This is a genomic window from Yersinia proxima (genome assembly GCF_902170785.1).
Lineage (GTDB): Bacteria > Pseudomonadota > Gammaproteobacteria > Enterobacterales > Enterobacteriaceae > Yersinia > Yersinia proxima.
The window spans coordinates 91,730-114,929 of the sequence record NZ_CABHYG010000002.1; the positions used below are offsets into that span (position 1 = coordinate 91,730).

Consider the following 23,200-nt stretch of genomic DNA (forward strand, 5'->3'; position numbering starts at 1 on the left):
CTGAAACCTGACTATGGGATGCCCAATATGACGGAACAAAATACCCCATCCGCACCAGTGGAAGAGACAACCACCGCGGCGGAGAGGCACCAACAGCCAGAACCAGAAATCCGCCGGGAGAAAAAAACCGGCCCTATTCTGGGTGCCATTGCTATTGCATTGGCCATCGCGCTTGGTGCCGGGCTTTATTATCACGGATACCAGCAGGCTCAATTACAAGCAGCAGCAAATAGTGCGCTGCAAGATCAGTTAGCCGCATTGAAACAGAGTCAGTTGCAGGAAAAACAGCAGCTTGAGTCTCTATTGCAACAACAAGGTAAAGCGTTGGAAGCGGCTGACCGCCAACAAACCTCGCTGACGCGCCAACTAAACGAGTTACAAGAAAAAGTCGCGACTATTTCAGGAAGTGATGCCAAAACCTGGTTACTGGCACAAGCTGATTTTCTGGTGAAAATGGCAGGGCGTAAACTCTGGAGCGATCAGGACGTCACCACTGCCGCCACATTACTGAAAAGCGCCGATGCCAGCCTGGCCGATATGAATGACCCAAGCCTTATCGACGTGCGTCGGGCCTTAACCGAAGATATCAGTACCCTTTCGGCAGTCACGCAGGTCGATTTCGACGGTATTATTCTCAAATTGAATCAATTGTCGAATCAGGTCGATAACCTGCGTCTCGCCGATAACAATATTGATGATTCCCCGATGGATGCCAATAGCGATGAGCTGTCCAGTTCATTAGCCGAATGGCGTCAGAATCTCACCAAAAGCTGGCACAGCTTTATGTCAGATTTTATCACTATCCGCCGCCGCGATAGCAGTGCGGAGCCACTGTTAGCACCCAATCAGGACGTTTATTTACGTGAAAATATCCGATCCCGCTTGCTGGTTGCTGCTCAGGCAGTGCCTCGCCATCAGGATGAAGTGTATAAACAGTCGCTAGAAACGATTTCTACCTGGGTTCGCGCCTATTTTGATGTTAATGACCCGAATACCAAGGCATTTCTGGATGAATTGGAGAGCCTGAGTCAGCAGTCAATTTCAATGGACGTGCCTGATCAATTGAAGAGCCAGCCGATGCTGGAAAAATTGATGCAAACTCGGGTTCGTAACTTATTGGCACAAGCACCCGTTGCCGCTCAGGAGGAATAAGTATGCTGCGAGTATTACTGTTATTCCTCATTCTGACCGCTGGGATCGTCCTTGGCCCCATGCTGGCCGGTCATCAGGGTTATGTATTGATCCAAACTGACAACTATAACGTCGAAACCAGTGTGACCGGTTTAGTCATTATGTTGGTCTTGGTGTTGGTGGCATTCCTGATAGTGGAATGGATATTGCGCCGGATTTTCCGTACTGGCGCACGTACCCGTGGCTGGTTCCTCGGCCGTAAACGCACCCGTGCCCGTAAGCAAACCAAAGCGGCGCTGATCAAATTGGCGGAAGGTGATTTCAAGCAAGTTGAGAAGTTATTGACTCGCAATGCCGATCACGCCGAACAACCCATGGTGAACTACCTACTGGCAGCAGAAGCCGCTCAACAACGCGGTGATGAATTCCGTACCAATCAGTATCTGGAACGGGCGGCTGAAGTGGCTGATACCGACCAATTACCGGTCGATATTACCCGGGTGCGAATTCAATTGGCACAAGGGCATGTTCATGCCGCACGCCATGGTGTTGATCGGCTCCTCGATCAAGCACCACGCCATCCGGAGGTATTACGTCTGGCTGAGCAGGCTTACCTGCGTTCCGGTGCGTACAGTTCGTTGTTGGAAATTTTACCCGCGATGAGCAAAGTACAGGTGCATACCGCCGAGGAAATCGCTGCGCTGGAACAGCAGGCATACATTGGCATGATGAATCAGTGTATGGCAGAAGAAGGAAGTGATGGCCTGAAGCGCTGGTGGAAAGATCAAAGCCGCAAAGTACGCAATGAGATCCCACTGCAAGTCGCCTTGGCGGAGCATTTGATTGAATGTGATGATAGTGATGTGGCCCAGCAGATCATTTTGGATGGTCTGAAACGCCAGTATGATGAACGGCTGGTGTTGTTGATCCCGCGCTTGAAGTCGGGCAACCCAGAACCCATAGAGAAATCATTACGCCAGCACATCAAACAGCACGGAGCCACACCGTTGCTCAATAGCACGTTGGGTCAGTTGATGCTGAAACACGGCGAATGGGAGAAAGCCAGTGAGGCCTTTAAAGCCGCACTTGTGCAGCGCCCAGACGGCTATGATTATGCATGGCTGGCTGATGCTCTGGATAAGCTACACCGCCCTGAGGATGCTGCTCAGGCTCGCCGCGAGGGGTTATTGCTCACACTGCGGCAGAATGGCGAGTCACTTTGATGGTACGCGAGTAGCTCAGTGAGTGAAGGGTTTACCGCACCTAGGGGCGCTTAGGCGACTTACTTGTGTTTAAAACTAAAAGTGACCCCTACGGCCGTTTCCCCTTGGTTCAGCTTTATTCGTCATCTGAAGGCTCCTGTGGGAGCCTGAGGTTTATAACAAAGTGCTCGTATCGGTGAAAACAGGCAGATCGTAAAGACGCCACATTTCTTTTGTTAAAACAAGCCCTTCCCTAGCGCGGACGCTTTACTCTTCTACCTATCTTCACCTTGTAAGATGAGGTGTCGAGGTTTGTCAGCAGTCAGAGGCTCCTTCGGGGGCCTTTTCTTTACCCCTGATTCGGGTAAGTGCGCGCAGCTAACACCCCTGCAGCTTCAAGTAGCAAACAGTACCCAAAGTCATTGGAGTTGCAGGTAGGCAGCCAGTAAACGCACCCCGCTGAGCTTACTTAAGTAAGCGATTCTGGTAAGTGCGCGCAGCTAACAACCCTACGGCTTCAAGTAGCAAACAGTACCCAAAGTCATTGGAGTTGCAGGTAGGCAGCCAGCAAACGCATCCCGCTGAGCTTACTCAAGTAAGTGATTCGGGTAAGTGCGCGCAGCTAACAACCCTGCAGCTTCAAGGACGAAGGGTATGCAAAAAAAAACGCTTGCCGATAAGGGCAAGCGTCTGAAATTTTCAGGTCTACAGACAACAATGTCGGTGCCTCACTCAACGTTATGCCCGGTATGTGATGAAGATATTCAACATCGTTTACATGGACAATAGGCACCCTAAAATCGGCTCTGCGTCATCCCTGGGTTTATGAAGCTAAATTGGCTATAAAAACCAGCTATCATAATAAGTGGGATGAGCATCTACAGAGTAGATAATGCAGTTAGCGTGCCAAGTTTTACAACAGGTCAATTTTTTACTCATTCACCCTGAAGTAGACTTATAATTAACTGATAATTAATAATTTTATTTTCTTGCTCACTCATAGAACAAAATCTCACTTCCACTATCCTGGGTTTAATCCTACCAACGTGATCTGTCGCTACAAAACGACGGTATAAGCTATCAATTTTTTTCTTTATATTTATCAATATTTTATACGTCTCCATTTAGAGACAAAGCATTTGTCTTTTGTCGCAAAAAACCAACACCCTGCACTTCATCTCATAAAAAGAAGATCGGCTCCTGCCATCAGGCAAATTTGATCAAAGAGCGCCAACAACGCTTTCTTATGCAAGTGGAACCGATACAACGATGGATAGCAGAATGAAAAACAGGAGAGGGGATAATATGGAAATCGATTTGATACGAGCAAGTCGGAGACAAAATACAGACGAAAAAAAACCCCGCATTGCGGGGTTTCTTCTGAAATTGGTCGGCGAGAGAGGATTCGAACCTCCGACCCACTGGTCCCAAACCAGTTGCGCTACCAAGCTGCGCTACTCGCCGATTTCGTACTGCTCACTCTACATGGTCTTTCGACCTATGTCCATGTAAATCTTAATAAAATCTACATGTTTTGTGTGGTGCGAAGGGAGGGACTTGAACCCTCACGTCCGTAAGGACACTAACACCTGAAGCTAGCGCGTCTACCAATTCCGCCACCATCGCATGTTCCACAAAATTTGGGGTGGCTAATGGGGCTCGAACCCACGACAACTGGAATCACAATCCAGGGCTCTACCAACTGAGCTATAGCCACCATAACTTCCTACTACTTACAGCCTACTTCGACTTCGTCGTACGCGGCAATCTTACCACCGCAGCTCTTGCACACAAAATTAATGGTGCGCCCGACAGGATTCGAACCTGAGACCTCTGCCTCCGGAGGGCAGCGCTCTATCCAGCTGAGCTACGGGCGCTTAGCGCCGTTGCGGGTGAGGATACTACGGTTTTAATACTTGGCTGTCTAGTGCTTTTTTAGAAGAAATGGTGTGTTTGCTTACGCTTTGCACACTCTGCCGCAAAAGTCAGCCATTGATAGCCCTCACCCCGCCTTATTCACTGGTTTTATAGCCGTTAAATTTCGGCTGCTACCTTTTTATGCATTCCCAGGCAAAAATAGCAGGCTGTCACCAAGCCAAGGAAAATCACCCCAACCAACAAAGATAGCCGGGTATCCGGATTAAGCCCCATTCCTACCAGCACACAAATCAGGAAAGCAATGGTGAGATAGTTTACATAGGGGAACATGATGGATTTAAACGGATGCTGTTTTAGTGCCTCAACATGCGCCTGACGAAAACGTAGTTGACTCACCAACACCACGAACCACGGCACCATGCCCGGCAACACACTGGCACTGTAAACATACACAAACACCTGCTGTGGATTGGGAATGATGTAGTTAAGGCTAGAACCCACCATCAAACATAAGATAGTGACGGCAATGCAATAAACCGGAACACCGCTGGCAGACAGCTTGGTCAAGCAAGCAGGTAACTGACGGTTCTTCGCCAAGGCATATAGCATACGCCCGCCGCTATACATGCCACTATTACAACCCGACAGCGCCGCTGTGAGCACCACAAAGTTGATAATCCCCGCAGCTGAAACTATCCCTATTTTGGCAAAGGTCAGTACAAACGGGCTGCCCCCAGTACCAATACCGTCCCACGGGAAGATAGTGACAATCACGAAAATCGCCCCGACATAGAATATCAGGATGCGCCAGAGGATATTATTGATAGCACGCTTTAGTGTGACCTGAGGATTTCTGGCTTCGCCAGCCGTAATTCCGACTAATTCAACCCCCTGGTAAGATGCCACCACAATACACAGCGCAAACATGAAGCCTTTCCATCCCCCGGCGAAGAAACCTCCGTGGGCCGTCAGGTTATCAAATCCGATAGGTTGGCCATGATTACCAAAACCGAAGAAAATAACCCCTAACCCCACCAAAATCATCACAATGATGGTGGTCACTTTGATCATCGCAAACCAAAACTCCAGCTCGCCATACAACCTGACCGCCGCGAGGTTAGCAAGTGCGACTATCGCCACCCCAGCAATAGCCGGTAACCATTGGGGGATTTCCGGGAACCAAAACTGGACATATACACCAATTGCGGTAATTTCAGATATTCCCACCGCTATCCACATAAACCAATAACCCCAAGCCGTCAGGTAGCCAAAATAGGGGCTAAGATATTTATGTGCATAAACGGCAAAAGAGCCTGCAACTGGCTCCAGATAGAGCATTTCGCCCATGGATCGCATAATGAAAAATACAAACAAACCGGCAATGATATAAGCCAGTAATACCGACGGCCCAGCCCATTTTAATGTACTGGCGGAGCCCATAAATAACCCAACTCCAATAGTACCGCCCAACGCTATCAGTTCGATATGCCGGGCTTCCAGCCCACGGTGTAATCCTTTCTTCTCTTCGTTGTCTGCCATATATCCTCTATAAACCGACTGGTGTGTCTGCTCCGGATGTCCCGGTTGTTGTTGTTATTCAATATAAGATTAACGACCAAATGAAATATTTAGCTTAATTATTAATACAGATTAAAGAATAGGAAAACGGCCCATAGAAAAACGCGGTGCTCACCACAGAACCGTAACCGGCCGGTATCGTTCCGTATCTGAGCCAGATAAGCAAACAAGAAACTAAAACTTTATGGAATAAATGAAATTAAATTGATTCCAAAATGGAATTAAGAAATAGAGGTATTAATCAGAGGAATATATAGGAAAGATTTCATAGCATCAGGGCCTTATCGACCCCGATCCTAAGAGGGTTATTACAAGCGGCCGCTATAATAATAACCAACAAATTTCAGCAATTTGAATTGACGGCGAATACGGCTGGGTTGAGCCAGAAGGCGATAGAGCCACTCCAATCCCATGTTCTGCCATATCTTAGGCGCACGTTTAACATGGCCGGTAAAGACGTCGTAAGTCCCGCCAACCCCCATATAAAGCGCGTCAGGGTAGACTTTACGGCAATCACGCATAAACATTTCCTGTTTAGGCGATCCCATGGCAACAGTGACAATTGCCGCACCACTGGCAGCAATCCGGGCAAACAGTGCTTCGCGTTGTTCTGGTGTGAAATAACCGTCCTGACTCCCGACCAGATTCACATTCCATTGCGCACGCAATTTAGCTTCAGTTTCTGCCAGCACATCAGGTTTACCACCGACTAAAAATACCGGTATCCCTTGCTGACCCGCGCGCTGCATCAATGCTTCCCACAAGTCAGCCCCAGCCACTCGTGACAATTTCGCCTGTGGATATTTACGGCGGATAGCGCGCACCATACTGATACCATCGGCGTACAAGTACTCAGCCTCAGTGATCAACTCACGCAATGGCGCATCATCTTCTGCTTTCAGTAGTTTCTCTGCATTCATGGCCACCAACGTGCCCGTTTTCACCGGGCCACTGCTCAACAGATGATCCAGTGTCTGAGTCATGTCACGAAAACCCCAAATGTCGAAACCGCGGATACGGTATTTTGGAATATCAATAGATTTTGGAATCTCAGTATTCTGTTCCATCATAACCCTTACAGTTGGCTGTTCTCGTGCGACACGGATAACGGCTTCGGCTTACCAATATGGCGCTGCACCCGTTGTTTGATTAAACCCGCCGTATCGAACAGCCAATACAACAATTTCGCCAGTATCAAACAGGCACCAAAAATCACACAGAAAAACACCACTCGTGAAACAAAGGAATCTAACCCTTCTCGCGCTAACACGATGATGTTAAATACTGCCCCAAAACAGAAACTCTGCAAAATGGCGGCTTTGTAACGATTCTTCTCAGCCTTACCTTGTTCATACAACCAGTCGAACCATTTAATAATTAGCCCCACCACAATGGCCCCCAGCGGAATAAACAGCACTCCGCCCATCACCACCAGAGATCCAATCAGGGTTGGGGAAATAGCCAGCCCAGAGTGGTTATCAAGCACGTCCCAGGTAAAGTAATTCGCGGTATTCAATACTAAGTCTGGGCGAGCCGGCCATAAGGAACTGGGAATAAATACGTAGAAATCACGGATAATCGGTGCCAATCCCTGAAAATCGATTTTGTCGTAATTCTGAAGTAGCAACCCAAGATTTTCCCATGGAGAGAAAGTATCGCGTGTCAGATAAAGGAATGTATAAAACGCCTCTGCGCCATTCACATCTAAACCGTAGCGCTTCAGGGCTAACCAGAACATGCCGATAATGCCAAAAATGCCCGCTGCTGCCAGCATCCACAGCGTTATCCAGCCGCGAACAATGCCAATAAACAGGAATAATGAGAATGCGATGATGATATTCGCACGGGTGCCGCCGACAATAACATAGGTCAGGATGCCAAATGCCACCGTGCTTGCCAGGAAGAAGAACCAGGCGCGCATATCCTGCTTGAGGAAATAGACCACCAACATCGCCGGGATGAAGAAGTAGAAAAATCGCTTCAATGCCACGCCAGAGACATCGCTGGAGAAGATCTTACTGTAAGAGTCGAGTTTAAATAGCAGGAACCCATTCTGCATAAAGAAGATCCCAACCGTGCCGATAGCCACCAGCGCCAGCAGGATCCAGGTCAGATTGGTTTCTACCCGATTCATCGTAAATACCGGTGCCCTAGGCTGGCTGCGCGGCTTGCGGAGGCGCGTTTTATAGCTCACATAGTAAATGCCATAAAAGGCCGTAGCCGACAGCATGGCATACAGTAAGTACTCAACCGGCACCACCGCGACATCAAACTGGAACACCAGCATGCATGTCAGTGGGAAACCAAAATAGAACGTTAGCAAATAAAGCATTGAAAACAGAACGTTGAAATTGAAGCGTACCCGTCTGAACTCCTGATACGTCAATATCAGGATAAAAATAACAGCTATCAGATAGACGCTGAAAAGACCGCCAAATTGCCCCAGCGTCATGGGTGTTCTCCCGCGGCAAGCGCCAGCGCCTGTTGCCAACCTTCAATATAATTAGGGTTAAAGAATGCAATAGCGTGCTTATCCAGCCCAGCTAACTGGCGCTGCGCCTCGCGGATCAATGGCTCATCCAACGAATCACCGTAGAAAAGCACCGGAATATGCTGCTCTGCTAAATCTTGCCAGAACGGATTCTTACGGCTCAAAACAAAGGGCACGCCAAACTGAGTCAATAAACACAGAGTGCCAATACCTTGTTGACGATTAAAAATAAAATAGCCTAAATCGCATTCACGTAGGATATTCAGATAATCGTCAAACGGGATCTGTTCCGTCAGAATGCGCAGATTATCTTGCGCAAACAACGCCAGACCCGCCTGCCTAACCTGCTCAATATACAGCTCATTATTGGCCGGATATCCCATCGGTAGAATCACTCTGGCATCAGGGCCAAATTGCTGATGAATAGCCTTTAGCGCCTCAATATGACGATTCGTGGTATCACCTGAATTCCCTACCAGAATAGTCATTGGCCCCGCCAATGGCTTGTCAATATTGACACCAGTTAACGCCGGGTCCATTCGGGTCGGAAAATAGAGCAGTGACGCTGGTACGCGCGGGTGGCGCTGTTGGAAATGAATTAAATCCCCCCGAGTGGCAAAAACGTGCCCCACCCGCCCCTGCGCAATGCGGCGCAGCAGATAAAATAGGCGAAACTTCCAGCTTTTGGCATCTTCGTATAAATCTGCGCCCCAAATATGCCAATAGACCTGGTGCGGTTTGATTTTCCCACTCAGCAACGCCAGCCACAAAGTGGCATTAAACTGCCCATGCCAGAAAAAACGGGTCTCGCGGGAGGCCTGCGCGCGAGCAATTACCGATTCAGCCAAGGCTTTCTTATTGCTGTGCGTCTCGATTTCTAATTGAGGGAATGATGAGAACGGGGCGGTCTCTTTTGCCGCAACCATAAAGTGCCGAGCCTGCTCAGCAGGTACACGAGTGCTCAGCACATCATTAAAGAAGCGCAATACAGTCAGATTATGGTGCGGGATATCAGATCCCAGTACATGAATCAGGGTTGTCATTTTTTTCTACTGTAAAGAGTGTTTACGGTGATGAATGTCTACGATACATAAGGAACACGCAGCTACAGAGTGCAAAATAGACGATATAAGTTGCCATATAAGCCTGTGCCGCACCCAAAGAGCCATTCATTGGGATTAACCAATGGGCAAACCCGGTCAACAGTAAGAACTGGCTGACTTCCGTCAAAATGTAAAAGCGTAAAGAGGCTTTGGCAATGACCAGATAGCCGAATACGTAAGAACCGACCTTCAATACATCGCCAACTAACTGCCAGGCAAACAGGTCGCGCATTGCCGTGAACTGGTGAGAAAATAGCAGCCAGATAGCAAAATCACGTAATAACCAGACTATCAAACTGGCGGTTGCCACTGCCGGTAATACAAATTTCAGGGAGCGCAGAATTTCACGGGAAATATCTGCTTTCGCTTTGAGCCTTGAGAGTGTCGGCAGTAAATAAACCGTAAATGATGCTGTGATAAATTGTAGATAAGCATCTGAAATACTGCTTACCCCTTGCCAAATTCCGACGGCATCCCAACCATAGCGGTCAGCAAGCAAGTTACGCATCATCACATAAGCAACCGGTAAGGTCACCGAGGTAATCAACGCCATGATGGTAAATTTACCCAAATGGCTCGCTAATGCTTTGTCCCAGCTTAGTTTAAGGTAGCTTAACGGAATGGTTTTGCGCCGAATTAGCATCGCTGCCGCAGGGATAACCACCAGCGCAGGAACTAATGCCAGGCCCACCAGCGCGCCGGGATAACCCCCGATGCGGAAACAAATATAGTACGCGACCACCCCAATCAGGCTGCCACCAATCACCGCCAGCGCATTCCCCATCGCATCGCGATAACCTTTGAGAATAGCCAGGAATAGATTGGCGTAGGCTATCCCCATTTGGATAAACGCTACCGCCCGCACCACATTCTGGTAATCAGCATGGCCAAATAATGCGATGCTGACCGGCTTGGCCGCCAGCAGGAAGATCAGTGCCAGCAGGGTTGAGAAACCCAGCACAATCGCTGATGAAGTCCCCAGCACGGCACGCAAACGTTCAGGTTGCTGATGGTATTCAGCAACATATTTAGTAATGCCGTTAAAGATACCCGCGCCAGACAACACGCCTAATACCGTAATTAGCTGGCGGAAGTTACCCGCCTGCCCAACACCGCTAGGGCCAAAGGTCACCGCCAGCAGTTTAACCACTAACAACCCTACGCCGATCTTAATCAGCGTAGAGCCAGCAGTCCAAATCGATGCTTTTGCCAGAGACATATCAGGCGAAGAAACTCAGAACAGTATTAATGACCGTACTCTGATTCACATCAGTCAGGTTATAGAAGATAGGCAAGCGCACCAGGCGTTCACTTTCTTTGGTGGTGAAGCGGTCTTCACCGTCCATACGACCAAACTCTTCACCTGCCGGGCAGGCATGCAATGGAATGTAGTGGAATACCGCCATGATCTCAGCTTCTTTTAAGTAACTGATGAAAGCTGAACGCTCTTCGATATCACGCAGTTTGATATAAAACATATGTGCGTTTTGTGCCAGATTGTCAGGAATAACCGGCAAATCTATACGCCCGGCTTCTGCCAATGGTTTGAAAGCATCATAGTAGGTGTGCCACAGCGCCAAACGACGTTGGTTGATTTGCTCTGCTGCTTCCAACTGCCCCCAGAGATAGGCGGCTTGTAAATCAGACATCAAATAGCTGGAACCAATATCACGCCAAGTATATTTGTCGACCTGACCACGGAAGAACTGGCTGCGGTTAGTGCCTTTCTCGCGGATAATTTCTGCACGATCAATCAGTGACGGGTCATTGATAAGCGTCGCACCACCTTCACCACCCGCGGTGTAGTTTTTGGTTTCATGGAAGCTAAAGCAACCAATATGGCCGATAGTGCCCAGAGCTTTACCTTTGTAAGTCGACATCACGCCCTGCGCAGCATCTTCAACCACAAACAAATTATGCTTTTTCGCCAGTGCCATGATGGTGTCCATCTCACAAGCTACGCCTGCATAATGAACCGGCACGATAACCTTGGTTTTGTCAGTAATGGCGGCTTCAATCTTAGTTTCATCGATATTCATGGTATCTGGACGAATATCGACAAACACCATTTTTGCGCCGCGCAGCACAAAGGCATTGGCGGTAGACACGAAAGTGAAACTTGGCATGATAACTTCATCGCCGGGCTTGATATCCAACAGCAACGCGGCCATTTCCAGTGAGGCGGTACAAGAAGGTGTTAGCAAGACTTTCGGGCAATCGAAGCGTTTCTCCATCCACTGCTGGCAGCGACGGGTAAAGCCACCATCGCCACATAATTTGCCGCTGGTGATTGCTGCCTGCATATAACCCAGTTCAGTGCCGACTACCGGTGGAGCGTTAAATGGAATCATTTCATCCCCTGCATAACCAATACGCGGTGCTCTCAATCGAGGCACCACTGCGAATATAAAGACGTAAAGCAGCAACATTGCTCATCTGCGTGGCTACCCGTAACCGGTGTAACCCATGACTCTGGCACCACTGCTTTGCCGCCGACATTAATAATGAACCTATACCTTTACCCTGCGCATCGGGAAATACCGCTAACAGGCCAATACGCGCGCTGCCATCTTGCAAATCGCGTAATGTCACGAACCCCACAGGCTGACCAAGTGTATCTATCACCAATAAACATTGATGGTCAAAAGTGCCAAGCACGGCCTTTTCAGCCCATAATGCATAAAATCGCCCGCTGTCCTGTGGGTCATACCACGGAGCGCGAAAACGGCTCAATGCAAAGGCTCGGGCAGCGACACTGCGCAATAGCGGGATATCGTCGGTTGTTGCCAGCCGCTGTTGATAGGTTCCAGTATCTAGCGCAGATGAAGCATTTTCCGTGCCAACCTCATCTTTTCCCTCAACTAACAGGGCCAGATCAACCTCACCTTCAACTAACTTGAAACCAAGCTGACCGAGGGAATCAATAAGATCAAGACGATGGGTAGGGACTTTAGCTTGGGTCAGGGTAAAAGCATCCAACTCAGCCGGGTTAAGTTGCGGGGCTGAGTCGGAGAAGTTAAGTTTTGCACTTTGGCGCTGGAAAAATTCACTTTCCCAGACCAGCGGCTCAATATTGGCGTGGACGGGCATGGAGCAAGTCCAACAGATATTTGCCATAACCGGTTTTCGCCAATGCCGTTGCTGCACGTCTTACACCGTCGTCGTCCAACCAACCATTGCGCCAGGAGATCTCCTCCAGACAGGCAATTTTGAAACCTTGCCGTTTTTCAACGGTTTGCACAAAAGTACTGGCTTCAATCAAGCTGTCATGGGTGCCGGTATCCAGCCAGGCAAAACCACGGCCCAATAATTCAACCGTCAGTTCACCGCGCTCTAAATACATCTGATTGATGCTGGTTATTTCCAGCTCACCACGGGAAGATGGCTTGACTTGTTTAGCAAAATCAACAACTTGACTGTCGTAAAAATAAAGCCCAGTCACCGCCCAATTAGACTTTGGCTGAGTCGGTTTTTCTTCGATAGATAACGCGCGGAAGTTGTCATCGAACTCCACCACACCAAAGCGCTCTGGGTCCATGACTTGATAACCGAAGACAGTCGCACCGTGCTCACGCGCTGCGACGGCTTTCAATTTCGGGCTAAAGCCCTGACCAAAGTAAATATTATCGCCCAGCACCAGACAGCAAGGCTCATTGCCGATAAATTCTTCACCAATAATAAATGCTTGTGCCAGCCCATCTGGACTTGGTTGCGCGGCATAGCTCAGATTGATACCAAACTCATCACCATTACCCAGCAAGCGTTGGAAAGACGGCAAATCTTCAGGGGTAGAGATAATCAGAATGTCACGGATTCCGGCCAGCATCAGTACTGACAGCGGATAGTAAATCATCGGTTTATCATACACGGGAAGCAGTTGCTTAGAGACGCCACGGGTGATGGGGTGCAGCCTCGTACCGGAGCCACCTGCCAGAATTATGCCTTTCATTCGATCTCCTAAGACATACAATGTCTTGAAAACATCATGCAAAATATTGAATGATGCCATCCCAATGATTAATAAACTTCGAACCGATCGTCAATCACTCAGCGAAATACTCTATAGATTTCAAGGTGCAGGAAGGCGGCAAGCAAGGAAATCCCGATGAGCTGACATAAGTCAGTGATTCGGGTGACCGAGCGCAGCCAACACATCTGCAACTTGAAAGATGAAGAGTATTAGTCACTCAAGCCCAGACGCTCACCGGCGTAAGAACCATTCTGAACACGCTGCCACCAAGATTTATTATTCAAATACCATAATACGGTCTTGCGGATGCCACTTTCGAAGGTTTCCTGTGGCCGCCAGCCCAATTCTCGCTCAATTTTGCTGGCATCAATGGCATAACGCATATCGTGGCCTGGCCGGTCTTTGACAAAGGTAATCAAGTCACGGTAGTGAGCAATGCCTGCCGGTTTTTCCGGAACCAGTTCATCCAATAACGCGCAGATGGTTTCCACCACTTCAATATTCTTGCGCTCGTTATGGCCGCCAATATTGTAGGTTTCGCCCACCACACCTTCGGTAACCACTTGATACAAGGCGCGGGCGTGATCTTCAACAAACAGCCAATCGCGAACCTGCGCACCATTGCCATAGACTGGCAGCGGTTTGCCCGCCAGCGCATTCAAAATAACCAGCGGGATCAATTTCTCAGGGAAATGATACGGGCCGTAGTTATTAGAGCAATTGGTCACCAAAGTCGGTAAGCCGTAGGTCCGCAACCAGGCGCGAACTAAATGATCGCTGGATGCCTTGGATGCGGAATATGGGCTACTGGGTGCATAAGGTGTTGTTTCGGTGAATAAATCATCGGTTCCGTGCAGGTCGCCATACACTTCATCAGTTGAGATATGATGGAAGCGAAACGCCAACTTTTTCTCAGCATCCAGCACTTGCCAATAGTGGCGCGCGGCCTCCAACATCTGGTAAGTGCCCACTACGTTGGTTTCGATAAAAGCAGCGGGGCCATCTATAGAACGGTCAACATGACTTTCTGCTGCCAGATGCATTACCACATCTGGCTGATATTGCGCAAAAACACGATCCAGCTCAACACGATCGCAGATATCAACCTGTTCAAAAGCGTAGCGCTCACTGTGAGCAACAACCGCCAATGACTCCAAATTGCCGGCATAGGTGAGTTTATCCACCACCACCACGCTATCTGAGGTGCCATCGATAATATGTCTTACCACTGCGGAACCGATAAAACCGGCTCCGCCTGTGACCAGAATACGTCTCAACGCCATACTCCTTTGGTGTCAACAATCCAGGATTGCTTCACATCTTCAGGTTTGATTGCTTTGAATTGGCTATGGTCTACCAGCATCACCAGCACGTCTGCTTGCTGCAAGGCAGTTGCAGTGTCTTTCAAGGTGACATGGCCTGTCAGCGACTTCGGCAATTGTTCAACATTAGGTTCAACCACTAACGTTTCACCAGTGTGCCATTGTGCGATCAGATGGGCGACTTCAACCGCCGGGCTTTCACGCAGGTCATCAATATTGGGCTTAAATGCCAGACCGAAACAGGCGATCTTCACTTCAGAAGCGCGTTTATCTGTTGCCGCCAAACAATCAGCAACTGCCGCTTTAACACGATCAACAACCCATAGCGGTTTGCCATCATTCACCAGACGGGCGGTGTGAATCAGCCGGGCCAGTTGTGGATTTTGCGAAACGATAAACCAAGGATCAACCGCGATACAGTGGCCGCCGACACCTGGGCCTGGCTGCAAAATATTAACGCGTGGATGACGGTTCGCCAGGCGAATCAGCTCCCATACATTAATTCCCTGCTCATCACAAATCAGCGACAGCTCATTGGCAAAAGCAATGTTAACGTCGCGGAAGCTATTTTCGGTCAGCTTGCACATTTCTGCGGTGCGGGAATTAGTCACCACACATTCGCCTTCCAGGAAGATTTTGTACAATTCACTGGCGCGGGCAGAGCACTTCGGTGTCATACCGCCAATAACGCGGTCGTTTTGAATCAGTTCTACCATCACTTGACCCGGCAATACGCGCTCAGGGCAATAAGCAATGTTAATGTCGGCCTCTTCGCCAGCATTCTGGGGGAAACTTAAATCAGGGCGAGCTTCAGCCAACCATTGTGCCATTTGTTCAGTGGCACCGACAGGAGAGGTGGACTCTAAAATGACCAGGTCGCCTTTTTTCAATACCGGTGCGATAGATTTAGCGGCTGACTCGACATAAACCATATCCGGCTCATGATCGCCTTTAAACGGTGTCGGTACGGCAATAAGAAACGCATCTGCTGCCAGTGGTTTGGTTACGGCTTGCAGGTAACCGCCTTCGACAGCAATCTTGACCACTTTATCTAAATCCGGCTCCACGATATGGATAGCACCGCGATTAATGGTTTCAACCGCATGGGCATTGACGTCCACACCAATTACTTTCTTTTTACGCGACGCGAAAGCAGCAGCAGTTGGCAGGCCAATATACCCAAGACCGATAACAGAAATAGTTTCAAAACTCATAGCGTCACCTGATGATTCTTTAAGGCTTCAAGGATGCGTTGACAGGCATGCCCGTCACCGTAAGGATTATGCGCCCGTGTCATTTGATGATAGGCAGTTTCATCAGTCAGCAAGCGGGTCACTGCATCGACAATTTTATTAATATTAGTGCCAACCAACAAAACCGTACCAGAATCGACTGCTTCCGGGCGCTCAGTGGTATCCCGCATGACTAATACCGGTTTACCTAATGAAGGCGCTTCTTCCTGAATACCGCCGGAGTCTGTCAGGATCAGATAAGCATGGTTCATGAGATAAACAAACGGCAGATAATCTTGCGGGTCGATCAGGATGATATTATCAATCCCTTTCAAAATACGGTTGACCGGTTCGCTGACATTCGGGTTGAGATGCACCGGATAAACCACCTGCACTTCAGGATGTTTACGCGCAATTTCAGCTAATGCACTGCAAATCCGCTCAAAACCACCACCAAAACTCTCACGACGATGGCCAGTAACCAGAATCATTTTTTTATTGGTATCGATGAATGGATAGCGATCTGCGAGACTGGCGCGTAATTCCGGATTATTCATCACCCGATCCCGCACCCAGAACAGCGCATCAATCACGGTATTACCCGTCACAAAGATGCGATTATCCGGCACCATTTCACGTAACAAATTTTGTCGCGAGTTTTCCGTCGGTGCAAAGTGATACATGGCCAGATGGCCTGTCAGTTGACGGTTAGCTTCTTCTGGCCACGGAGAATAGAGGTTCCCAGTTCGTAAACCCGCTTCGACATGACCGACAGGAATACGATGATAGAATGCAGCAAGGCTGGTCGATAACGTCGTCGTGGTGTCACCATGTACCAAAATAACGTCCGGCTTAAACTCAGCCAGCACAGGCTTTAGCCCTTCCAGAATACGGCAGGTTATTTCCGTTAATCCCTGTCCCGGCTTCATGATGTTCAAATCATAATCCGGTTGAATCTCAAATAAACGCAGCACTTGATCCAACATTTCACGATGTTGAGCAGTGACACAGACTCTTGATTCAAAGGCTTCATCCTGAGCCAAGGCATGCACCAGAGGAGCCATTTTAATGGCTTCAGGCCGGGTGCCAAAAACAGTTAACACTTTCACAGTGAATCTCTTTAAGGTCAGTTAGCCGCAGACAACGCCTGCAAGTTGGACGCACAATGCGCCCATTACTTTAATCTACTACTCAGTGCGACTGGTGCGACGAACCAACACCACGCCAGCCCCCACCAATGCCCCTATCGCACCCCACATAATCAGCAGGAATACACGACGTGGACTATCACGGGTAACCGGATCTTCTGGCGTACGTAAGTAGCGGTAAGTCTGGAATGTTTTATCCAGTGTCGGACCAACGTTCAATGTTGCCAGCATTGCACGGTTCTGATCGTAATCAATATCAAAACTAGGCCCAGTAGCCTGTAATGTTTCCAGCCGAGCTTCAAGCATCGGCTTACCCAACATAAACATTTTTGAATCAGGTAATTGTTCAGCTGGGGTATCCGTTTGATTACGGGTAATCCCTTGCTGGCTGGCCACTTTCAATGCTTGAGTCGCGGCGGCGACTTCACGGTCGAATACGGCTTTTGCCACTGCTTCCTGCCGCTTGACTTGCGCTTTCATTGATTGAGTTCTGGCAGCCCAAGCACCTTGAATTTCATCATTCAAATGACTCGCTGCACGTTGGCTGGCAAAATCAATGTAACTGCGCAGCAACTTATTTGAATCTGAGGCGGTTTCTGCCGTCAATTTGATGCTGTCATTCAGCACTTTTTTGTCATCACGTGGCGTGAACACAATATTGTTCACCAGTTCATCCAATAATGCTGCGTCGGCTTTAGCATCACCTTCCAGCCGTTGTTTGTAATAATCAGTTTGTAGCCAAAAATCACGGCGGGTATCGTAAGCGGCTAACTGAGTAATAAACTCACTGTACGCTTCGTCCGAGATTCCAGGCTGTTCACTGATGGCAGTGCTATTAATTCGAGTATCCAGGTTGCGTAAGAATTGCTGCTGGGAATAATAGCCGCCCAAATTATTGACGGTTGGCTTGTCTGTAATGGCTGTTGCGCTCCACTGTTGTTTCACCAGATAGGAAACACCCAGCGCAATAGCAGCAAAAAGAATTGCCATACCGATAATCCACACTTTACCGCGCCAAAGAGTACGGCACAGACTGCGGATATCTAACTCGTTATCCACAGAAGGCTCATTATGGGTAGACCCTGTTTTATCAGTCGACATAGATTCTGGTTTCATCACTGCCTAAAAGCCTCTGGTTAAGATTCATGCTTATTTTGCGATGCACGGCGCATCCGGCGCTTAGTACGCTTGATAAAACGCGCCACTCGCCATGCTCGTTTAATGCAATAGCCATACAATATAAATGCAAGCAAAAATAGTGCCAACATGACCCATTCAGGGATAAATGTCAGTCGTTCGCCGATAACACCCACTGCGGCTAACAACGCCGCAGCCAGAGTAATCAGGACAAAAGCCTGCCGTGAGGTAAAACCGGCACGCATGATCAAATGATGGATGTGCTGGCGGTCGGGTGAGAAAGGGCTCATCCCTTTGCGTAAGCGCCGATACATGATGGCAATCATATCCATCAAAGGAATGGCAATAATCCACAACGCGGTAACAGGGTTAATCGGGTGAGTATTGCCTTGAGTGGTTTGTAGCAGTATCCAAATTGCGGTGAAACCAATGAGCGTACTGCCCGCGTCCCCCATAAAAACTTTATAGCGGCGGCCTAATAACCCAAGGTTTAGCAAAATATAAGGCAAGATGGCGGCGATCATCGCAAAACACCACAGTGCTAATGCCATTTGCCCACTTTGATACAGCAAAATCCCCATAGCACCGAAAGAGACGCAGGACAGTCCGCCGAGTAAACCATCAATACCATCCACCATATTGAAAGCATTTATCGCCGCCCATACTGCAAACAATGTGACGACATAACCGAACGGCCCTAATATCATTTCCCATGGGCCAAAAGCGTGCCCCAGGCTGCGTAAATAAAGCCCTGCCACTGTCATCATGGCAATACCGACCAATGCTTGTACAAAGGCTCGAATTTTTACACTGATATCGAAACGATCATCTAAAGCACCAACGAACACCAATAAACCAGCACAACCGAGGTATAAACGAAAATGGGGGATTTGCTGATTGGTAATCAGAAAAGTAAAACAAATACCTGCAAACACGGATATTCCGCCCACTAATGGGATCAACCCTTGGTGCCGTTTGCGATAGTTAGGTTTATCAACTAATCCAATTTTCTTGGCAACTTTGCGAGCAACAAATAAAAATGCCAGAGAAAACAGGAAAATAACAAATATTTCAGTACTCATGGTGAGTAAGTTCACGTTTAACCGCTCTCTGCAAAAAGATACAACAGCTTAGCATGCGGCATGGCATAAACTATACCTTCCCCACGCTTTCAGTTATTTCTGAATATGATGACAGCCTTACTTGCTATTCCCAACTCTATTTTTAGTATTTTTTCATCAGTAATGATGAATAAGTACTAAAAATATAGGTTGGTTTGATTGCATCATCCATTTATAGATAACAATCTCGCCTATCGTATATTCCAAATACAAAAAACGCCACGACTGTGCGTGGCGTTTTGATTGATTTTGCTACCCTTTCAAATATGAAGCTACAGTGAGTTAACTGCGACACCAAATTCTTTGGGTCAAACTTACGAACGTCTCATGTTATCGAAGAACTGATCGTTAGTTTTCGCTGTTGCCAGTTTGCTGATGAGGAACTCCATTGCATCGATTTCACCCATTGGATGAAGAATACGACGTAAGATCCACATTTTTTGCAGCTCTTCAGTGGTTGTCAGCAACTCTTCTTTACGCGTACCAGAGCGGTTGAAATCAATGGCAGGGAACACGCGCTTCTCTGCAATTTTGCGCGACAGATGCAGTTCCATGTTGCCGGTTCCTTTAAATTCTTCATAGATAACTTCATCCATTTTAGAACCGGTATCAACCAATGCGGTCGCAATGATGGTCAGGCTACCGCCCTCTTCAACATTACGAGCGGCACCAAAGAAACGCTTAGGACGATGCAAGGCATTAGCATCCACACCACCAGTCAGTACCTTGCCTGAAGCGGGTACTACGGTGTTGTATGCGCGGGCCAAACGAGTAATCGAATCAAGTAAGATGATAACGTCTTTTTTATGCTCAACCAGACGTTTCGCTTTCTCGATAACCATTTCAGCGACCTGTACGTGACGGGATGCTGGTTCGTCGAAGGTGGAAGCAATGACTTCACCTTTAACCAGACGTTGCATCTCGGTCACTTCTTCCGGGCGCTCGTCAATCAGCAGTACCATCAATACGCAATCAGGGTGATTGTAAGCAATGCTGGTAGCGATATTCTGCAATAGCATAGTTTTACCCGCTTTTGGCGGAGCCACAATCAGCCCACGCTGACCACGACCGATTGGCGATGCCAAATCAAGGACACGGGCAGTTAAATCTTCAGTCGAACCGTTACCACGTTCCATGCGCAGACGAGAATTGGCATGTAATGGGGTTAAGTTTTCGAAGAGGATTTTGTTACGGGCATTTTCCGGTTTGTCATAGTTAACTTCGTTAACTTTCAACAATGCAAAGTAACGCTCACCTTCTTTAGGTGGGCGAATCTTACCGGCAACGGTGTCACCGGTGCGGAGGTTGAAACGGCGAATTTGGCTTGGGGATACGTAGATGTCGTCGGGACCGGCGAGGTAGGAGCTGTCTGCAGAACGGAGGAAACCAAATCCATCCTGCAATATCTCCAACACACCGTCACCGAAGATATCTTCTCCACTTTTCGCGTGCTGCTTAAGGATAGAGAAAATAATATCTTGTTTACGCATCCGGGCCAGGTTTTCCAGCCCCATATTTTCGCCAAGTGTTATCAGATCAGAAACCGGCGTGTTCTTTAATTCGGTAAGATTCATAATGGTGGGTTCTTAAACTCGGGGTATGTCTCGAACTATGGTCGTGAATGGTATGGCAGCGTCATCCGTGCCTGTTTAATGGGACATTCAATCACCGGCCTTGGCCAAACTACGCAAGTAATGACTTACGCGAGATTGCGCGACACAACGGTGTAAAGATTGAAGGTGCCTTAGACTGATTTAGTAAAACACTAGACTGTCAAAAACCGATTGAGTTCATACATATTCTCAACACAAATTATTTCGACATAGAGTAAAACTTTAGATTCAAACTATTTAGATGCTACAGACTATTTATTAGGTACTAAAGAATTAAGCTAGATGCTACAAACCCGGTCTCAATACACAGGAATGTTCTATATGCAGTGGAGTAAACTTAACACGCTTCTTTGCAGGCGTCTAGCGGTCAGTGTGAGAAATCACAACTGCCGCTAAACATACCCTACAGCCTTGAAGCCACTGCTGTGTTAGCAACTCTTACTCACCCGAATCACTGACCTGAGTCAGCTCATCGGGATTCGCTCGTTTGCTGCCTTGCTGCAACTTCAATGACTTTGGGTATTGTGACGGCTAACGCCGCTTACAGATTCGCATCCAAGAATTCTTTAAGCTGACCCTTAGACAAGGCACCAACCTTGGTTGCCACAACTTCACCATCACGGAACAACAACAGCGTAGGGATGCCACGGATACCGTATTTAGGTGCCGTGCCCTGGTTGTCATCAATATTCAATTTAGTGATAGTCAGTCTGCCTTCATACTCTTCAGCAATTTCATCCAAAATCGGAGCAATCATCTTGCACGGACCACACCATTCAGCCCAGAAATCGACCAGAACCAGGCCGCTGGCTTTCAGCACGTCAGTGTCGAAGCTGTCGTCACTCAGGTGAATAATTTTATCGCTCATGTTCTACTCCAAAGGATTGTGTCTACCTCGTTGGTGTAGCATTAACCAACAATAGGATGACTTTATTTCACCGGATACGCTTTCGTAAAGCAATAGTTAGCTGATATTCTACCACACTATGAGCAAAACACACTTGACCGAACAGAAGTTTTCCGACTTCGCCCTGCACCCGCTAGTTATTGAAGCCCTTGAAAACAAAGGATTTCAGTATTGTACGCCGATCCAGGCGTTAGCATTGCCACTCACCCTCTCTGGGCGTGATGTAGCGGGTCAGGCGCAAACAGGAACCGGCAAGACGCTGGCATTCTTAGCGTCTACTTTCCATTATTTGCTTTCTCACCCCGCAGAAGAGGGTCGTCAGACTAATCAACCGCGCGCATTGATTATGGCACCAACGCGTGAATTAGCTGTGCAAATTCACTCCGATGCAGAGTCACTTTCCCAGATAACGGGTCTGAAATTGGGCTTGGCTTATGGTGGTGACGGCTACGACAAACAGCTTAAAGTGCTGGAAAGTGGCGTAGATATTCTTATCGGGACAACTGGCCGTTTAATCGATTACGCAAAACAAAATTATATTAACCTCGGTGCGATTCAGGTTGTGGTATTGGATGAAGCTGATCGGATGTACGATTTAGGCTTTATTAAAGATATCCGCTGGCTGTTCCGCCGTATGCCTTCCGTTGATAAGCGTTTGAACATGCTGTTCTCTGCCACACTTTCGTACCGCGTACGTGAATTGGCCTTCGAACAAATGAACAACGCCGAATATGTTGAAGTGGAACCGTTACAAAAAACCGGCCACCGCATTCAGGAAGAACTGTTCTACCCTTCAAATGAAGAAAAAATGCGCCTGCTTCAGACATTAATTGAAGAAGAGTGGCCAGATCGCTGCATTATTTTTGCCAATACCAAGCACCGTTGTGAAGAAATCTGGGGCCACCTGGCTGCCGATGGTCATCGTGTCGGTCTGTTGACCGGTGATGTCGCACAGAAAAAACGCCTGCGGATTTTAGAAGATTTTACCAAAGGTGATTTGGATATCCTGGTTGCAACTGATGTTGCTGCTCGTGGTTTGCATATTCCACTGGTAACCCACGTCTTCAACTATGACCTGCCTGATGATTGCGAAGACTATGTTCACCGCATTGGCCGTACCGGTCGTGCTGGCGAAAGTGGTCATTCCATCAGCCTGGCCTGTGAAGAATACGCATTAAACTTACCGGCTATTGAGACCTATACCGGTCATAGCATTCCGGTAAGCAAATATAATAGCGATGCGCTATTAACTGATTTGCCGGCGCCAAAACGTCTGGCTCGTACCCGCACCGGGAATGGCCCACGCCGTAACTCTGCCCCACGTCGCAGTGGTGCACCACGGAATAACCGTAAGCGACCGAGCTGAT

General features: G+C 48.1%; 18 protein-coding genes and 4 tRNA genes. 3 read left to right on the forward strand and 19 right to left on the reverse strand.

The window, feature by feature from the left end:
* Positions 1–27 precede the first annotated feature (27 nt).
* A complete protein-coding gene (gene hemX, locus FTB31_RS01800) occupies positions 28–1,152 on the forward strand; it encodes a uroporphyrinogen-III C-methyltransferase (RefSeq protein ID WP_050076834.1) in 1,125 nt (374 codons plus the stop codon).
* Positions 1,153–1,154: 2 nt separating this feature from the next.
* Positions 1,155–2,354, forward strand: a complete 1,200-nt coding sequence (gene hemY / locus FTB31_RS01805) for a protoheme IX biogenesis protein HemY (protein ID WP_227731050.1) — start codon at positions 1,155–1,157, stop codon at positions 2,352–2,354.
* Positions 2,355–3,720: 1,366 nt separating this feature from the next.
* Here the strand turns inward: hemY and FTB31_RS01810 are convergent.
* From FTB31_RS01810 to trxA, 19 genes are all read right to left on the reverse strand, one after another.
* Positions 3,721–3,797, reverse strand: a tRNA-Pro gene (locus FTB31_RS01810).
* A 75-nt stretch (positions 3,798–3,872) separates the two neighbouring features.
* Positions 3,873–3,959 (reverse strand) — tRNA-Leu (locus FTB31_RS01815).
* A gap of 15 nt (positions 3,960–3,974) precedes the next feature.
* A tRNA-His gene (locus FTB31_RS01820) sits at positions 3,975–4,050 on the reverse strand.
* A gap of 83 nt (positions 4,051–4,133) precedes the next feature.
* Positions 4,134–4,210 (reverse strand) — tRNA-Arg (locus FTB31_RS01825).
* Between the two features lie 157 nt (positions 4,211–4,367).
* Positions 4,368–5,750 carry a bifunctional threonine/serine APC transporter ThrP gene (gene thrP, locus FTB31_RS01830; protein WP_050076833.1) on the reverse strand — a complete coding sequence of 461 codons (1,383 nt, stop codon included), beginning with the start codon at positions 5,748–5,750 and terminating at the stop codon, positions 4,368–4,370.
* A gap of 347 nt (positions 5,751–6,097) precedes the next feature.
* Positions 6,098–6,856: a lipopolysaccharide N-acetylmannosaminouronosyltransferase gene (gene wecG / locus FTB31_RS01835; protein ID WP_227722968.1), complete on the reverse strand. Its 759-nt coding sequence runs from the start codon at positions 6,854–6,856 to the stop codon at positions 6,098–6,100.
* Between the two features lie 8 nt (positions 6,857–6,864).
* Positions 6,865–8,241: an ECA oligosaccharide polymerase gene (gene wzyE / locus FTB31_RS01840; RefSeq protein WP_050076831.1), complete on the reverse strand. Its 1,377-nt coding sequence runs from the start codon at positions 8,239–8,241 to the stop codon at positions 6,865–6,867.
* A complete protein-coding gene (locus FTB31_RS01845) occupies positions 8,238–9,323 on the reverse strand; it encodes a TDP-N-acetylfucosamine:lipid II N-acetylfucosaminyltransferase (RefSeq protein WP_050076830.1) in 1,086 nt (361 codons plus the stop codon). The genes wzyE and FTB31_RS01845 overlap by 4 nt, the downstream gene beginning before the upstream one ends.
* Positions 9,324–9,345: 22 nt before the next feature.
* Complete coding sequence (wzxE, locus tag FTB31_RS01850) at positions 9,346–10,602, reverse strand: lipid III flippase WzxE (protein ID WP_005176202.1); 1,257 nt, start codon at positions 10,600–10,602, stop codon at positions 9,346–9,348.
* Position 10,603: 1 nt separating this feature from the next.
* Positions 10,604–11,734 (reverse strand): dTDP-4-amino-4,6-dideoxygalactose transaminase, encoded by a 1,131-nt coding sequence (rffA, locus tag FTB31_RS01855; protein WP_077175540.1) that lies wholly within the window; start codon positions 11,732–11,734, stop codon positions 10,604–10,606.
* A 1-nt stretch (position 11,735) separates the two neighbouring features.
* Entirely contained in the window at positions 11,736–12,473 is a 738-nt protein-coding gene (gene rffC, locus FTB31_RS01860) for a dTDP-4-amino-4,6-dideoxy-D-galactose acyltransferase (RefSeq protein WP_050076828.1), read from the reverse strand.
* Positions 12,451–13,332 carry a glucose-1-phosphate thymidylyltransferase RfbA gene (gene rfbA, locus FTB31_RS01865; protein WP_050076827.1) on the reverse strand — a complete coding sequence of 294 codons (882 nt, stop codon included), beginning with the start codon at positions 13,330–13,332 and terminating at the stop codon, positions 12,451–12,453. The genes rffC and rfbA overlap by 23 nt, the downstream gene beginning before the upstream one ends.
* Positions 13,333–13,562: 230 nt before the next feature.
* Entirely contained in the window at positions 13,563–14,636 is a 1,074-nt protein-coding gene (gene rffG / locus FTB31_RS01870; RefSeq protein ID WP_227731051.1) for a dTDP-glucose 4,6-dehydratase, read from the reverse strand.
* Positions 14,627–15,889, reverse strand: coding sequence for a UDP-N-acetyl-D-mannosamine dehydrogenase (wecC, locus tag FTB31_RS01875; protein WP_227727293.1), 1,263 nt, complete (start codon positions 15,887–15,889; stop codon positions 14,627–14,629). Before wecC ends, rffG begins: the two co-directional genes overlap by 10 nt.
* Positions 15,886–17,016, reverse strand: coding sequence for a non-hydrolyzing UDP-N-acetylglucosamine 2-epimerase (gene wecB / locus FTB31_RS01880; protein WP_050076825.1), 1,131 nt, complete (start codon positions 17,014–17,016; stop codon positions 15,886–15,888). The genes wecC and wecB overlap by 4 nt, the downstream gene beginning before the upstream one ends.
* A gap of 78 nt (positions 17,017–17,094) precedes the next feature.
* Positions 17,095–18,171: an ECA polysaccharide chain length modulation protein gene (gene wzzE / locus FTB31_RS01885; RefSeq protein WP_175628124.1), complete on the reverse strand. Its 1,077-nt coding sequence runs from the start codon at positions 18,169–18,171 to the stop codon at positions 17,095–17,097.
* A 20-nt stretch (positions 18,172–18,191) separates the two neighbouring features.
* Positions 18,192–19,289, reverse strand: coding sequence for a UDP-N-acetylglucosamine--undecaprenyl-phosphate N-acetylglucosaminephosphotransferase (wecA, locus tag FTB31_RS01890; RefSeq protein WP_072081770.1), 1,098 nt, complete (start codon positions 19,287–19,289; stop codon positions 18,192–18,194).
* Between the two features lie 338 nt (positions 19,290–19,627).
* Entirely contained in the window at positions 19,628–20,887 is a 1,260-nt protein-coding gene (gene rho, locus FTB31_RS01895) for a transcription termination factor Rho (RefSeq protein WP_004704159.1), read from the reverse strand.
* 580 nt (positions 20,888–21,467) lie between these two features.
* Positions 21,468–21,794, reverse strand: coding sequence for a thioredoxin TrxA (gene trxA, locus FTB31_RS01900; RefSeq protein WP_005162627.1), 327 nt, complete (start codon positions 21,792–21,794; stop codon positions 21,468–21,470).
* 118 nt (positions 21,795–21,912) lie between these two features.
* Between trxA and rhlB the strand changes: the two genes are divergently transcribed.
* On the forward strand, positions 21,913–23,199 hold the full coding sequence (rhlB, locus tag FTB31_RS01905; protein WP_004393131.1) for an ATP-dependent RNA helicase RhlB: 1,287 nt from the start codon (positions 21,913–21,915) through the stop codon (positions 23,197–23,199).
* Position 23,200: the final 1 nt, after the last annotated feature.